The organism is Klebsiella sp. V115_8 (assembly GCF_029967715.1).
GTDB lineage: Bacteria > Pseudomonadota > Gammaproteobacteria > Enterobacterales > Enterobacteriaceae > Klebsiella > Klebsiella quasipneumoniae.
Genome location: NZ_JASCAR010000023.1, coordinates 139,493 through 154,775, shown reverse-complemented (window position 1 = coordinate 154,775; position 15,283 = coordinate 139,493). Strand labels below are relative to the sequence as shown.

Below are 15,283 nucleotides of genomic sequence, written 5' to 3'. Positions count from 1 at the left end.
ATTTCTGTGAAGCCTGTCGGCAGATAAGCACGTTTTCCTTAACCCACATCGGTGAATTGGCTAATGCTTAATCAGATTATTCCCAAAAGGAGGACGTGATGGCAAAGATCGGCGACGGCGTACCACGTTTAATCGACAAAGCGGTTGATTTTATGGCTTCCAGTCAGGCGTTTATGGAGTATTTGAAAAAGTCTCCGCGGCTGCAGCATGTACCGCGAGATATCCCTCAGGATAAGGAAGCGTTGTTTCTGCAGCGTCTGGAATATTATCGTCAGCTTTACCGGCCGACCTGCGACCAGACGGAGCCGGAATCAGAGCGTTGATTTCTGGAAGGCTTTTTTTAAGCTGATTCGTGAAATCAGCTCAGTCAGGGACAACACCATCGTTGAACGCACCATCTGCTGGTAACGCAGTTTCTGCATTGCCAGCAGTTCGGCGTCGCTGTCATCAAACTGCGGCGTTGGCGGCAGGGCGGCGACGCAGTGCAGTTCGCCGAACGGACCGATAATTTCGTCGTCGGTAAAGCTGTACTCATTGCCGTCGTGATTAAGCTCTTCGCGCAGGGCCATCAGCAGCTCGGCGTCTTCATATTCGGCACGACTTATCACCCCAAGGCCATAAATCAGCTTCAGGCGTACTGAGAGATCGCCGAGCGGCCCGCTGCCCTCCAGCAAGGGCTCGACGGCGTATTTCACCGCGTAGTCGTCTTTACGGAACACCTGAAGCACCAGAATATTGACCGCTTCCGTTAATAGCTCGACGGTGGCGATCAGGAAGCTTCGTACGGTTTTGCCAGCATTCAGACGCTCAAGCACACGGTTTTCAAATGCTTGTGTTTCTTCCATCATTGCCTGCATATCTGACAGGAGTCGTAATGGGCGCGACGTCGGCCGCGCCAGGTTGTGCATCATTTTACCGCGTTGTAGTCGTTAACGGCCTCCGCGACGACATCGCTTGCCGCGTCAAGGCCGGAAATCTGCGCCAGCGCGGCCTGCGGCCCTTTGTCGGCGATCAGTGTCGCCAGCTCCTGCGCCTGCGGATCGTCTTCGCTACGGAAATGCATCGCCGCCGCAATCCCTTTCACCAGATTGCGGTGCGGCAGGCCGTATTCCAGCGTACCCAGCAGCGGCTTAATTAAACGGTCGCCGGCGCTCAGTTTGCGCAGCGGCTGACGGCCTACGCGCTCGACATCGTCTTTCAGGTACGGGTTCTCGAAACGGCCAAGAATTTTCTGGATATAAGCCGCGTGCTTCTGCGGGTCAAAGGCGTAGCGTTTGATCAGCACCGCGCCGCTCTCCTCCATCGCGCCCTGCACGACGGCCCGAATTTTCTCGTCGAGTATCGCGTCGCGAATCGTCTGGTGGCCCGCCAGTTTTCCGAGGTAGGCGGTTATAGCATGCCCGGTGTTCAAGGTGAAGAGCTTGCGTTCGACAAATGCCATCAGGTTATCAGTTAATTCCATTCCCGGGATGGTCGGCAGTTCGCCCTTGAACTGGGTTTTATCGACGATCCATTCGCTGAAGGTTTCCACGGTGACTTCCAGCGGGTCATGGGTAGCGGACGCCGAGGGCGGCACAATACGGTCAACGGCGGAGTCGACGAAGCCGATATGGGTTTCCACCCAGGCCTTATCTTCCTCCGCCAGGGCGTTAAATACGTGGCCTTTTAACTGCGTGGTGCCGCGCACCATGTTTTCGCAGGCGATAATGTTCAGCGGGCGTTCAGTGCCCTGCGCCTTGCGCTTCGCCAGCCCTTTGGCGATGGCCGGGGCGATGCGCTCAAGAACGACGGGACCGACGGCGGTGGTCACCAGGTCGACGCTGGCGATCAACTCCACTACCTCGTCGCCAATGCTGCTGACGGCATTCACGCCGGAGACGGTATCCACCTGCTCATTTTCGCCAACGACGTGAACCTGGTAGCTATGACGGGCATTCAGGGCATCAAGTACGGTCTGATTGACATCGGCAAACGTCAGGTCGATGCCCGCGTCGGCCAGCAGTTTACCGATAAAGCCACGTCCGATATTACCTGCGCCAAAATGTAATGCTTTCATAGTATTAACCTTCAATTAATGTTTTTACCTGAGAGGGCTGGGGTGAGGCTTTTTCCCTCACCCCAACCCTCTCCCAAAGGAGAGGGTTGGATAGCGCTGATTATTTATTCAGCAGCGCCAGTACGTCGTCGACGCTGGTGGTTTTCGCCAGGCGCTCAATCACCGTTTCGTCATCCAGCGCATTGGTCAGGCTGGTAATCACCTGAATGTGCTCGTTGTTGCGGGCGGCGATGCCGATCACCAGGCGGGCAACATCGTCTTCATCTTCCCCAAAGCGCACTCCTTCCGGGTACTGGCAGAAGACGACGCCGGTTTTCAGCACGCGGTCTTTCGCTTCGATGGTGCCGTGCGGCACCGCGATGGACTCGCCGAGATAGGTCGAGGTCAGTTTTTCGCGGTCCAGCATCGCCTGCACATATTCCGGCTCGACGTAGCCGCCTTTCACCAGCTGCTCGCCGGCGAAGCGAATGGCTTCTTCTTTGGTGGCCGCTTTGCGACCGAGGAAGATGTTATCCGCACCCAGCTTGAACAGGTTTTTGTCCGTATCATCAAAGCTGTCTTTCAGGCTATCGGTGACTTTAACTTCGTTGTCGATGTGGCGCTGGGCCGCCACCAGACGCTCGGTCAGGCTGGTGTACAGACCGCTGTCGAGGAAGTTGGTCAGCGAAATATGCTGCGCCTGCGGTACCTGGCGCATGGCGCGCTCGGTCAGGTCGCGGTGGGTGATCACCAGGTCAACATCCGGCGGCAGGTTATTGATGGCGCTGTTGGTGACCGAGATGTTGCTCAGGCCGGCATCCTGCACTTTCTTGCGCAGTACCCCGGCGCCCATGGCGCTGGAGCCCATCCCGGCGTCGCAGGCGACGATGATTTTACGCACATGGCTCAGGTCGTTGGTGACATTGCCAGCCGCCAGCGGGTTGGCGCCTTTGGATTCCGCTTTCATGTCATGCATACGACGGGTTGCGGCTTCGATATCGTCTTCTTCTTTGACTTTGCTGGTCTTGAGCAGAACCGCAGAGACGACGAAGGAGACCGCCATCGCGGCGATAATGGCTGCGATGTTCGCGAAGTAGGCCCCTTTCGGCGTCATCGCCAGCACCGCCAGGATAGAGCCCGGGGAAGCCGGAGAGACCAGACCGCCGTTGAGGATGGTCAGGGTGAAGACACCGGTCATCCCGCCGAGGATAACGGCCAGGATCAGACGTGGGTTCATCAGCACGTACGGGAAGTAGATTTCATGGATACCCCCCAGGAAGTGGATGATAGCCGCCCCGCCTGCAGACTGTTTAGCACTGCCGCGGCCAAAGAACATGTACGCCAGCAGAACGCCCATCCCCGGACCCGGGTTAGCTTCAATCAGGAAGAAGATGGATTTACCCAGCTCGTGGGACTGCTGAATACCCAGCGGCGAGAAGATACCGTGGTTGATGGCGTTATTGAGGAACAGGATTTTTGCCGGTTCTACGAAGATAGACGCCAGCGGCAGCATGTCGTGCGCCACCATGAAGTTAACGCCAGCCGCCAGAATTTTCGACAGAACTTCTACCGCCGGGCCGATGCCGAGGAAGGCGAGAATGGCGAGGATCATCCCGATGATGCCGGCGGAGAAGTTATTCACCAGCATTTCAAAACCGGATTTGATCTTACCGTCTACCCAGTTATCGAATTTCTTGATGCAGTAGCCGCCCAGCGGGCCGGCGATCATGGAGCCGAGGAACATCGGCATATCCGCGCCGACGATAACGCCCATGGTGGTGATCGCCCCGACCACGCCGCCACGTTCGCCGCCGACTAATTTACCGCCGGTGTAACCGATCAGCAGCGGCAGCAGGTAGGTGATCATCGGACCGACCAGCTTCGCCAGCGTTTCGTTTGGCAACCACCCTGTCGGAATGAAAAGCGCGGTGATGATACCCCACGCGATAAACGCGCCGATATTCGGCATCACCATATTGCTGAGAAAACGACCAAAGCTTTGCACTTTGATCTTGATATCGGATGACATAAAACACCCCTTCTTCTGTTTTGCGTATCGCGCAGGCTAAAAGCCCGAGGTTTGTTGTTAATGTGGCGGCAGAGGTAGCCGGGCCCTGATTGATAGTGCGAAATCTGGCACTGAATCGTTTAGCTGTCCAGCCAGCGCCCTTAAGTGTGAGTTAGATCACATGAATATAGGGGGCGGAGCGGGTTTTGTAGTGATTGCGATCACATAATAGCTGTGTAAAAAAACAACAGGCCGCCGTTTTTGCCGCTAATCTGCGTTTTTGTGTGATATTTGTCACAATTTTGTTTCGTGTTTTTGTTGTTTGTTTGTGATTTTGATCACAAAGAATTTCACGGTGGATTTTTACCGCTGTGATCTCGGCCCGGTTTTGCGGCCAGGGCGAGGCGGCGCTGTAACTAAGCAACCATGTTTGTTAAATAACTTTTTTCCGCCGGATGGCAAAAATGAAAGGGGTGAATTATGCTCAAATCAGCGGTCCGGATATCAGTGGGCCGTGATTAAAATTCATATAAATTATTAGCGTAAAGCCGAGGGAATTATGTTTCTCAATTATTTTGCGCTGGGCGTTCTGATCTTCGTTTTTCTGGTCATTTTTTATGGAATTATCATTATTCACGATATTCCTTATTTGATTGCCAAAAAACGCAACCACCCCCATTCCGATGCTATTCATGTCGCCGGATGGGTCAGTCTTTTTACTCTCCACGTCATCTGGCCGTTTTTATGGATATGGGCCACGCTGTACCGGCCTGAGCGCGGTTGGGGCATGCAGCATAAGGCGAATACGGACCCCGACGAACCTGAAAAAGAGACGGATATACAACAGCTTCGCCAACGACTGAGCGACCTTGAACATCAGGTGGCGGCCATCCAGCGGCCACAGTCCACCGCTGCGGCGGAGAAATAAACTATGGATCTGTTGATCATTTTGACCTACGTGGCCATCGCCTGGTCGATATTTAAAATCTTCAAAATACCGGTTAATAAATGGACGGTTCCCACCGCGGCGCTGGGGGGCGTATTTATTGTTAGCGCGCTTATTTTATTAATGAACTATAACCACCCTTACACCTTTCTGGCGCAAAAGGCGGTAATATCTATTCCTATTACGCCGCAGGTGACCGGGGTCGTCAGCAGCGTCACCGACAAAGCGAATCAGCGCGTCGAAAAGGGCGAGGTGTTATTTACCATTGACCCGGCGCGCTACCAGGCGCGGGTCGATCGCCTGCAGGCCGACCTGGTGACAGCGCTGCACAGTATTAACACCCTCAAGGCGCAGCTCTCTGAAGCCCAGGCCAACACCACCCGCGTGTCGGCGGAACGCGATCGCTTATACAAGGACTATCAGCGCTACCTGAAAGGGAGCCAGGCGCGGGTGAATCCGTTCTCGGAAAGCGACATCGATAACGCCAGGCAGAATTATCTGGCCCAGGACGCGCTGGTCAAGGCGTCGGTGGCGGAGCAGGCGCAGATCCAGAGCCAGCTGGATAGCATGATCAACGGCGAACAGTCGCAAGTGGCCAGCCTGCGCGCCCAGCTGGCGGAGGCGAAATATAATCTCGATCAGACCACCGTGCGGGCGCCCAGCGATGGGTATATCACTCAGGTGTTGATCCGTCCGGGGACCTACGCCGCCTCGCTGCCGCTGCGGCCGGTGATGGTGTTTATCCCTGAGCAAAAACGGCTGATCGTCGCCCAATTCAGGCAAAATTCGCTGTTAAGGCTGGAGAAGGGCGACGACGCGGAAGCGGTGTTTAATGCCCTGCCCGGACAGGTGTTCCACGGTAAACTGGTGAGCATTTTACCGGTGGTGCCCGGGGGGACCTATCAGGCGCAGGGGGCGTTGCAGTCGCTGACCGTGACGCCGGGCAGCGATGGCGTGCTGGCGACCATCGAGCTCGATCCGAATGCCGAAATTGATGCGCTACCCGATGGCATCTACGCTCAGGTGGCGGTCTACTCCGACCATTTCGCCCACGTTTCGGTGATGCGTAAAGTGCTGCTGCGCATGACCAGCTGGATGCACTACCTCTATCTCGATCATTAATGCGATCGGCGGCAGGTTGAGCGGGATGCTCACCTGCCTTTTACCTCGCCCTGAGCCATACTCATATCTTTGTTGGCGATAAGGAGCAGGCTATGAAACTGATCGGCAGCTACACCAGTCCCTTTGTGCGCAAAATATCAGTGATCCTGCTGGAAAAGCGCATCCCTTTTGAGTTTGTCAACGAATCCCCCTACAGCGAAAGCAACGGCGTGGCGCGCTATAACCCGCTGGGCAAGGTGCCGGCGCTGGTGACGGATGACGGCGAATGCTGGTTTGACTCCCCGGTTATCGCCCAGTATCTCGAGCTGCTGGGCGTGGCGCCGCCGATGATCCCCGCCGATCCCAGAGCCGCTCTCAGGATGCGCCAGCTAGAGGCGCTGGCGGATGGGGTGATGGAGGCCGCCCAGGCGCTGGTGCGCGAAAAGGCTCGCCCCGCGGCCCAACAGTCAGAGCAAGAGCTGCTCCGCCAGCGGGAGAAAGTGGCGCGCGGCCTCGACAGGCTGGAAGCCTGCGCGGCGGACGGGACGCTGCGCGGCGACGAGGTCAATCTGGCGACCATCGCCACGGCCTGCGCCATCGCCTACCTGAACTTTCGCCGGGTGGCGCCGGGCTGGTGCGCCACCCGGCCGCAGCTGGTGAAGCTGGTGGATGCGCTGTTCCAGCGCGCCAGCTTTGCGCGCACCGAACCGCCGCGGACTTGACCCAGACAGGTAACAGTTTGCGCAAGGAGGCGTTACAATCGCCGCTGATTGTTGACTCCCTCTCCCGTCGGGAGGGGGGAAAATAACTTACCGCCAGGCCCATTGATGACTACCGAAATTCGTGCGCTTTATACCCGGCTTCCGGCCATTGACCGCTTACTCCGCGACCCCGCTTTTTCCTCCCTGCTGACGCAGCACGGCCATTCGCAGGTGGTGACGCAGCTGCGCCAGATGCTGGACGAGGCGCGGGAACAGATCCGCCAGTGTCAGACACTGCCTGACTGGAGCCATGACTGGCTGAGCGCCTGCGCGCAGCGGCTGACCGCCAGAAGGCAGAGCGCCCTGCGTCCGGTGTTTAATCTCACCGGTACGGTGCTGCACACCAATCTCGGGCGCGCCATCCAGGCTGAGGCGGCGGTGGAGGCGGTCGCCAGCGCGATGCGCGCGCCGGTGACGCTCGAATATGATCTCGACGACGCCGGGCGTGGCCATCGCGATCGCGCCATTGCCGATCTGCTGTGCCAGATCACCGGCGCGGAAGATGCCTGTATCGTGAACAACAACGCGGCGGCCGTTCTGCTGATGCTGGCGGCTACCGCCAGCGGCAGGGAGGTGGTGGTCTCCCGCGGCGAGCTGGTGGAGATCGGCGGGGCGTTCCGCATCCCCGACGTGATGCGCCAGGCGGGTTGTCAGCTGCACGAAGTGGGCACCACCAACCGCACCCATGCCAAAGACTATCGCCAGGCGGTGAATGACAATACCGCCCTGCTGATGAAGGTCCACACCAGCAACTACAGCATTGAAGGCTTTACCAAAGCCGTCGACGAAGCGGAGCTGGCGGTCATCGGCCGCGAGCTGGACGTCCCGGTGGTGGCCGACCTGGGGAGCGGGTCGCTGGTGGATCTCAGTCAGTATGGCCTGCCCAAGGAGCCGATGCCGCAGGAGATGATCGCCGCCGGGGTGAGCCTGGTCAGTTTCTCCGGCGACAAACTGCTCGGCGGCCCGCAGGCCGGAATTATCGTCGGCAAACGCGCGCTGATTGCCCGCCTGCAAAGCCATCCGCTGAAGCGGGCCCTGCGCGCGGATAAAATGACCCTCGCGGCGCTGGAAGCCACGCTGCGCCTCTATCAGCATCCGGAAGCGCTGCGGGACACCTTACCGACGCTGCGCTTGCTCACCCGCCCGGCGGACGAAATCCGCCGGCAGGCCGAACGTCTGCAGCCTGCCCTGGCGGCACACTATGCTGATTTTGCCGTCAACGTGGCAGCCTGCCAGTCGCAGATTGGCAGCGGCTCGTTACCTGTCGACCGTCTGCCTGGCGCGGCGTTGACCTTTACCCCGCATGACGGCCGCGGCAGCCGGCTGGAGGCGCTGGCGGCCCGCTGGCGCGCGCTGCCGTGCCCGGTGATTGGCCGCATTTATGACGGTCGGCTCTGGCTGGACCTGCGCTGTCTGGAAGATGAAACCCGGTTTATGGAGATGTTGTTACGATGATTATTGCCACCGCTGGACATGTTGACCACGGCAAAACGACGCTGCTGCAGGCGATAACCGGCGTGAATGCCGATCGTCTGCCGGAAGAGAAAGCGCGGGGAATGACGATCGATCTCGGCTATGCCTACTGGCCGCAGCCGGACGGGCGGGTGCTGGGATTTATTGACGTGCCCGGGCACGAAAAGTTTTTGTCCAACATGCTGGCGGGGGTGGGAGGGATCGACCATGCGCTGCTGGTGGTGGCCTGCGATGACGGCGTGATGGCGCAAACCCGCGAACACCTGGCGATCCTGCAGCTGACCGGAAAGCCGACGCTGACGGTAGCGCTCACCAAGACGGACCGCGTGGCGGCCGCCAGGGTGGCGGAGGTTCAGGCGGAGGTCGAGCAGACCCTGCGCGAACTGGGCTTTGACGCCGCCGCTTTCTTCCCCACCGCGGCGGTGGATAACATCGGTATTGCCGAACTGCGCAGCCATCTGCTGCAGCTTGCGGAGCGCCCCCATCCACAGCAGCGGCGTTTTCGCCTGGCGCTGGATCGCGCCTTTACCGTCAAAGGGGCGGGGCTGGTGGTCACCGGGACGGCGCTCTCCGGCGAAGTTCGGGTCGGGGATACTTTGTGGCTCACCGGCGTCAACACGCCGATGCGCGTCCGCGGCCTGCATGCCCAGAATCAAGCGGTTGAGCAGGCGCACGCCGGGCAGCGCATTGCGCTGAATATTGTCGGCGATGCGCAGAAAGAGGCATTGCACCGCGGCGACTGGCTGCTCTCCTCACCGCCGCCGGAGCCTGCAGAGCGGGTGATTGTCGAACTGCAGTGCCATACGCCGCTCAGCCAGTGGCAGCCGCTGCATATTCACCACGCTGCCAGCCACATCACCGGCCGGGTGTCGCTCCTGGAGGGCGGCCTGGCGGAGCTGGTGCTGGATACTCCGCTGTGGCTGGCGGATAACGACCGGCTGGTGCTCCGCGATATCTCCGCTCGCTTGACGCTGGCCGGCGCACGGGTGGTGACGCTGGATCCCCCGCGCCGCGGCAAGCGTAAACCGGAGTATCTGCAGTGGCTGCACGCCCTGGCGGCGGTCGGCGCTGACGATGTACAGGCCCTGGAGCTGCATCTGCAGCGGGACGCCGTCCGGCTTGAGCGCTTCGCCTGGGCGCGGCAGCTGAGTGAAGCCGGAATGGCGGCCTTGATCCAGCGACCGGACTATCTGCAGGCCGGACAGCGCCTGCTTAGTGCGCCGCTTGCCGCCCGCTGGCAGCGAAAATTGCTGGATGCCCTGGCGCGCTACCATGAGCAGCATCGCGACGAGCCGGGCCCTGGCCGGGAGCGCCTGCGCCGCATTGCGCTGCCGATGGAAGAGGAAGCGCTGGTGCTGCTGCTGATTGAGCAGATGCGCGAGAGCGGATTAGTCCACAGCCATCACGGCTGGCTGCATCTGCCCGAGCATAAAGCCGGGTTTACCGACGAGCAGCAGGCGGTCTGGCGGAAGGTGGAGACCCTGTTCGGCGATGATCCCTGGTGGGTGCGCGATCTCGCGCGCGAGGTCCATGTTGAAGAGTCCCTGATGCGCGCGGTGCTGCGCCAGGCGGCGCAGCAGGGGATGATTACCGCGATCGTCAAAGATCGTTACTACCGCAACGATCGCATTGTGCAGTTCGCCCAGCGGGTGCGCGAGCTGGATCAGCTGCGCGGCTCAACCTGCGCGGCGGATTTTCGCGATACCTTAAACGTAGGGCGGAAGCTGGCGATCCAGATCCTCGAGTATTTCGATCGGATTGGCTACACCCGCCGTCGCGGCAACGATCATATCCTGCGCGATAAAGCATTGTTTCTTTAATCGTTAACGCCTGCTCCCCGGCGGACAGCGAACGGTGTGTTGCCGGGGAAGAGGGGGTCGCGTTGTGCCTGGCCTTATTCGGCTTCCCGAACCCAGATACGCATTTCGCCTTCTCCGCGGTTTGCCCAGCTAAACCAGGGAATAAAGGTCAACGTCTGTGAATGGGGGGTGGCCAGAGGGTGATCGTAGCTCCACAGCTTCTGCGCATCGGCGTTTTCTGCATGTTTTCTATAGCCTGGGGCCTGAATCAACATTTTGTGAGCAAACAGCCCCTTTCCTTCAAACACCGTGAACCTGGCATCGCGTGGCAGCAGTAGGTTATGCAGCGCCTCACCGTTATCAGCTTGTTCAAGACAATAAACCAATGGACCGCGTTGCAGCGCCACCTGGCCTGCCTGGTGGCGAACCAGCGGATTACCATATACCCGGCGAACCGGCATCGGCAACGTTAGCATCAGAGTGTCGCCTTCCTGCCAGAGATGTTGGATATGCAGATAGCCCTGGCGTATATCCTGCGTGACCGGCGCGCCGTTCAGGGTGAGCTGTGCCCCCTCGCACCAGTCCGGGAGACGCAGCGCCAGCGTATGGTTCAATGCTGACGGAGACTCGATGACAATTTTGACCTGTTCCTGCCAGGGATAGTCACCGCTGATACGCAGACGTAACGTCTTTTCTCCTACCGGGATCTCAGCCTGATTACCGACGTAGAGATTGATATACAACGCCTCTTCGCGTGGCGTATAGATATAATGTCCCAGCGAGGTCAGGAGACGAGCGATATTCGGTGGGCAACAGGCACAGCCGAACCAGCGCTGACGAACAGGCTTAACATGGTCATAAATATGATTGAATTTTAAAGCCTTGGGCTGCACTTCCAGTGGGTTGACGTAGAAGAAATGTTTACCGTCCAGCGCCATACCGCCCAGAACGGTATTGTAAAGCGCGCGCTCCATCACATCAGCATATTGGCTGTCGGCTTCCAGTTCCAGCATGCGGCGCGCGAACATCATCAGCCCGATAGAGGCGCAGCTTTCCGCATAAACGGTATCATTCGGCAGATCGTAATCGCTGCTGAAGGCTTCCCCGCTGCTCTGTGAGCCAATGCCGCCCGTAATATACAACTGACGCTGGACCAAGTTTTTCCATAACCGCAGGCAGTCCTGGCGTTTGCCTTCGTTCTTGCTCAGGCGTGCAAGGTGCGCTACGCCAGCCATTAAATAAACAAAGCGAACCGCGTGACCCACAGCGGTGGTCTGTTCGGCAAGCGGCAAATGCGCCTGGCTGTAGGGTTTATCCATCACCATCCACGCCGGCCCATAGGTATTCCAGAAAGAAGTTTTGCCGCGTTTTTCATATTCGATGTCATAGAAATGCGGCTGTGTCCCACGCTGTTCAACGAAGTAATTAGCCAGCGCCATATAGCGTGGTTCCTGAGTCACATCGTACAAACGCATTAACGCCAGCTCTATTTCAGGGTGTCCTGGGTAGCCGTGCAGCTGATTGCCGTCCGGACCAAAGACGCTGTCGATATGATCGGCGAGGCGACATACCACCTCCAGCAGGCGGCGTTTACTGGTTGCCTGGAAGAATGCCACCCCAGCCTCAATCAAGTGACCGGCACAGTACAATTCATGGCATTCGGCGAGATTGGTCCAGCGTTCCCCGGGCGCTTTCACCGTAAAATAGGTGTTCAGATAACCATCTTCACATTGCGCGGCGGCAATCAGCTCAATCACCTCGTCGGCGGTTTTTTCCAGTTCCGCATCTGGCTTCTGACACAATGACCAGGCGACTGCCTCCAGCCATTTCGCCACATCGCTGTCCTGGAACACCATTCCGTAGAATTCCCCTGCCTGCTGACCTGCGGCGATACGGAAGTTTTCTATCGCATGGCTGGGTTCAGCCTCGGCGATCCGGTCATTGAGGGCATCCCACTGATAGGGAATGACGACATCACGCACCAGTTGCTGATACTGACCCAGAAACGGATCGTTAACTTTCAGTTTGTGCAGATCGACTTCCATGATTTCTCCTTAAGACTGAATGTGACGTGCGCGCAGATCGGTTGCAATGCGCGACATCATGGGATTGTTGAGCTTACAGGCGCGGATAGCGAAGGCCAGCAACAGATGGAACAGCGCGGGCAGCAGGGTTTCCATCGCCGTGATCCCCGATAGTGAGGATGGAGTCTGGTTGCTGGCGCCGGGTTGATAAGCAACGTAGATAAACACCAGGCTGATAATGCCCGCACTGGAGGCCCATGCCAGCTTGATAAAGAACAGGTTGAAAGCAAAGTTCATCCCTGACGAACGGACACCCGTCTTCCATTCACCATAATCATCAGAGAAGGCCATCAACGAAAAATGCAGCGGTAGGGTAAAGCCCAGGATGATGCCATTGCCGAGAATGACCGCCAGCCATAGCGTTTGCCAGGACGGACCGGTTGGCAGGAACCACATCCCCACCGCCAGTAAGGCCAATACCAGATTGGTGTAGTAATAGAGCTTGACGGTATCAACGTGGCGCGACAGCCAATTGACGATCGCGGCGCCCAGAATCGAGGAAAAGGTGACCATGGTGAAAAACAGCGATGTATAGCCAGTAGAGCCGCCCAGTACATAGGTAATAAAGTACATGTAGCCGCCACCGCGAATGTTAAACACGTTGATCAACAGGAATGACATCGCCAGCATGAGTAACAACTGATCGTTTTTACGCAGACCGGCGATATGTTCGCGCAGGGTGAATTTGCCGAGCATCTCCAGGGAAACACGCTCACGTACCCAGAAAAAGCAGCACAAAAACATCACCGCCGCGATGGCGCAGAGTACGCCGACACCATACTGATAACCCTGGGCGGTATTCCCCTGACCGAGCGCTTTAACCAACCACGGCAGGCCCACGGAGACCAAGAATCCTGCCACGCCGCACAGTACAAAGCGCCATGCCTGGCAGGATATCACCTCGCTATGGCGAGTGGTCATCGTATTAATGAGCGCGCAGTAGGGGACGTTAATCGCGGTATAGCTGACTGAAAGCAGCAGGTAAGTGCCGAAGGCCCAGGCGATTTTTACCCCCATGCCGGCATCCGGCACGGTAAAGGTCAGCACCCCGATCGCTGCAATAGGAACCGCAATCCATAGCTGCCAGGGGCGAAAACGTCCCCATCGGCTTTGGGTCCGATCGGCGAGGACGCCCATGATCGGATCGGAAATAGCATCAAACACGCGCAGCGCAAGGAACAGAGTACCGACCAGCGCCGGGGTGAGCCCAAAGACGTCAGTATAGAAAAAAGTGAGAAAGTTCATGATCAGGCAGGTGATGACCGTTCCACCGGCGTCGCCCAGACCATAGCCTATTTTTTCACGGAGAGATAATTTGGCGTCCTGCACGTGCTTCGTGAGGTCGCTTGTCGTAATCGGAGCCGTAGTCATAAATAACTCCCGAAGATGATGTTCAGAATTATTCCGCTGTCTGACCGGCGGACATTTTTTGTCTTTTGCAAATACATTAATTATTTTGCACCGAATAAACGAGGCAACAAGGGAAGGGAAAAGTATAAAAAGAGGACGATTCCGACTTCGTCATAAAAGTGTGATTCCGATCCGGAAAGGCGTTAATTTATGATTAATAATCAGTTGGAAAGAGATTTTTTATCGTTTCGTTAGCGGAAAATTAAATATATATGCTTGAATTATCCATGCCTCTCCCGATTCGCGTACAAAATGGCGGCTTATTTATTTCCCGTGGCGTCGGCAGTCATCCGGCGCGTAAACTGCAGTCCTGGGAAATTATTTTTGTCGAAAAGGGGACGTTAACGATTTGCGAGGAGGGTGAAATATTTAACGTTAATGCAGGGGAGAGTTTACTGCTGTGGCCAGAACGTTCTCATGTTGGGGTGGGGGAATTTCCCGCCGACCTGAAATTTTATTGGCTGCATTTTGAAGTACTGACGGAGAGTGTCCGGTCTCTGCCGCCTGCGCTGCTTAACGTTCCGCAACATACCCGCGTCAGCGATCCACAATACATTATTTCGCTGTTTCGCCAGTTTCTTCGTGAACAGGAGAATATTCACCGCAGCCTGGCGCTGGAGCTCCTGTTATTGCTGATACTGCAGCAGATTGCCGCGGCGGCAAGCGAAAAACCGGACGACAGTCCCGGCGCTGCGCTGGCCTGGAAAGCGCAGCAGATCATCCATACCCGTTACCACTTGCCTGTTTCAGCATCGACGCTGGCGAAAGAGCTGCACTGTAATGCGGACTATTTAGGACGCGTCTATCGTCACGTTTTTCGCGTGACGTTGACCGAAGCGCTGCATCGTCAGCGGGTCAGAGCGGCGGAAAAGCTATTGATCAGTGATTCACTGTCGTTGACCGAAGTCGCGAGCCAGTGCGGCTTTAATGACGTCGGTTATTTTCGCAAGATCTTTCGCAAGCACACCAGCCTCACGCCTGCAGCCTGGAAGCGCCGCTACTGTAAGGAGCACATTAATTCAGCGTAATGAAAAATCACTTGTGCTAGTGACTAAAAACAGCGCTGATTCCATTCAGGATCAAAGCGCGGGCAGGGATTATTCTGGCACCCTGCGGTTTTATCCCCAGGGAGCAGAGGATGAACCGGTTTCTTATTGCCAATGCCCAGCAGTGTATTGGCTGTCGTACCTGTGAAGTGGCCTGCGCGGTGGCGCACCAGCAGGCGCAGGATGTCTCCATGCTGTCGACAGGCCATTTCACGCCGCGTATCCGGGTGGTGAAAAGCGGCGAGATATCAACGGCGACGGCCTGTCGGCAGTGCGAGGATGCGCCTTGCGCCAGCGTCTGCCCGCAGGGGGCGATTAGTCGGGAGGAGGACGTCTGGTGGGTCGATCAGCGCCGCTGCATCGGCTGTAAAAGCTGCATGGTGGCCTGCCCGTACGGCGCAATGACCGTCACGGTGGTGAACCAGCAGGCGCAGGCGCTGAAATGCGATTTATGCCACCACCGCGCCGAGGGGCCGGCCTGCGTAGCCGCCTGCCCGACGCAGGCGCTGCGGGTGATGGCTCCCGCGGAGCTGGAGGCGCTATGCGCGCAAAAACGCCAGCGGCTGGCGCTGGCGTGAGCGGGTCCGCTAACGGGCGTTAGCCGTCAGCGGCGTCAGGGA

13 protein-coding genes are annotated in these 15,283 nt (G+C 57.7%); 8 read left to right on the top strand and 5 right to left on the bottom strand.

Annotated features, from left to right (window positions below; genetic code table 11):
• The first annotated feature begins 98 nt into the window (after positions 1 to 98).
• Positions 99 to 323, top strand: coding sequence for a hypothetical protein (locus tag QLG03_RS08280; RefSeq protein WP_002922402.1), 225 nt, complete (start codon positions 99 to 101; stop codon positions 321 to 323).
• On the opposite strand, the gene mtlR is transcribed toward QLG03_RS08280, so the two are convergent.
• From mtlR to mtlA, 3 genes are all read right to left on the bottom strand, one after another.
• Positions 312 to 908, bottom strand: a complete 597-nt coding sequence (gene mtlR, locus QLG03_RS08275) for a mannitol operon repressor MtlR (RefSeq protein WP_002922401.1) — start codon at positions 906 to 908, stop codon at positions 312 to 314. The two genes, QLG03_RS08280 and mtlR, sit on opposite strands and share 12 nt — an antisense overlap.
• Complete coding sequence (gene mtlD / locus QLG03_RS08270; protein WP_023291346.1) at positions 908 to 2,056, bottom strand: mannitol-1-phosphate 5-dehydrogenase; 1,149 nt, start codon at positions 2,054 to 2,056, stop codon at positions 908 to 910. The genes mtlR and mtlD overlap by 1 nt, the downstream gene beginning before the upstream one ends.
• Before the next feature lie 100 nt (positions 2,057 to 2,156).
• On the bottom strand, positions 2,157 to 4,064 hold the full coding sequence (mtlA, locus tag QLG03_RS08265) for a PTS mannitol transporter subunit IICBA (RefSeq protein WP_023291345.1): 1,908 nt from the start codon (positions 4,062 to 4,064) through the stop codon (positions 2,157 to 2,159).
• 538 nt (positions 4,065 to 4,602) lie between these two features.
• On the opposite strand from mtlA, the gene QLG03_RS08260 reads away from it, so the two are divergent.
• From QLG03_RS08260 to selB, 5 genes are all read left to right on the top strand, one after another.
• Positions 4,603 to 4,971, top strand: coding sequence for a DUF3302 domain-containing protein (locus QLG03_RS08260; protein WP_023291344.1), 369 nt, complete (start codon positions 4,603 to 4,605; stop codon positions 4,969 to 4,971).
• Positions 4,972 to 4,974: 3 nt separating this feature from the next.
• Positions 4,975 to 6,111 carry an HlyD family secretion protein gene (locus QLG03_RS08255; RefSeq protein ID WP_023291343.1) on the top strand — a complete coding sequence of 379 codons (1,137 nt, stop codon included), beginning with the start codon at positions 4,975 to 4,977 and terminating at the stop codon, positions 6,109 to 6,111.
• A 92-nt stretch (positions 6,112 to 6,203) separates the two neighbouring features.
• Positions 6,204 to 6,812, top strand: coding sequence for a glutathione S-transferase (locus tag QLG03_RS08250; protein ID WP_044525035.1), 609 nt, complete (start codon positions 6,204 to 6,206; stop codon positions 6,810 to 6,812).
• Between the two features lie 105 nt (positions 6,813 to 6,917).
• Positions 6,918 to 8,306 carry an L-seryl-tRNA(Sec) selenium transferase gene (selA, locus tag QLG03_RS08245; RefSeq protein WP_023291342.1) on the top strand — a complete coding sequence of 463 codons (1,389 nt, stop codon included), beginning with the start codon at positions 6,918 to 6,920 and terminating at the stop codon, positions 8,304 to 8,306.
• Positions 8,303 to 10,144, top strand: a complete 1,842-nt coding sequence (selB, locus tag QLG03_RS08240; protein WP_135719390.1) for a selenocysteine-specific translation elongation factor — start codon at positions 8,303 to 8,305, stop codon at positions 10,142 to 10,144. Before selA ends, selB begins: the two co-directional genes overlap by 4 nt.
• A gap of 74 nt (positions 10,145 to 10,218) precedes the next feature.
• Here the strand turns inward: selB and QLG03_RS08235 are convergent, their stop codons facing one another.
• Positions 10,219 to 12,168, bottom strand: a complete 1,950-nt coding sequence (locus QLG03_RS08235) for a glycoside hydrolase family 127 protein (RefSeq protein WP_101862255.1) — start codon at positions 12,166 to 12,168, stop codon at positions 10,219 to 10,221.
• Positions 12,169 to 12,177: 9 nt separating this feature from the next.
• On the bottom strand, positions 12,178 to 13,578 hold the full coding sequence (locus QLG03_RS08230; RefSeq protein WP_032454349.1) for an MFS transporter: 1,401 nt from the start codon (positions 13,576 to 13,578) through the stop codon (positions 12,178 to 12,180).
• 251 nt (positions 13,579 to 13,829) lie between these two features.
• Between QLG03_RS08230 and QLG03_RS08225 the strand changes: the two genes are divergently transcribed.
• Together QLG03_RS08225 and QLG03_RS08220 are read left to right on the top strand one after the other, a co-directional pair.
• Positions 13,830 to 14,645 (top strand): helix-turn-helix domain-containing protein, encoded by an 816-nt coding sequence (locus tag QLG03_RS08225; protein WP_044525031.1) that lies wholly within the window; start codon positions 13,830 to 13,832, stop codon positions 14,643 to 14,645.
• Positions 14,646 to 14,755: 110 nt separating this feature from the next.
• Positions 14,756 to 15,241: a 4Fe-4S dicluster domain-containing protein gene (locus QLG03_RS08220; protein WP_282473616.1), complete on the top strand. Its 486-nt coding sequence runs from the start codon at positions 14,756 to 14,758 to the stop codon at positions 15,239 to 15,241.
• Positions 15,242 to 15,283 lie beyond the last annotated feature (42 nt).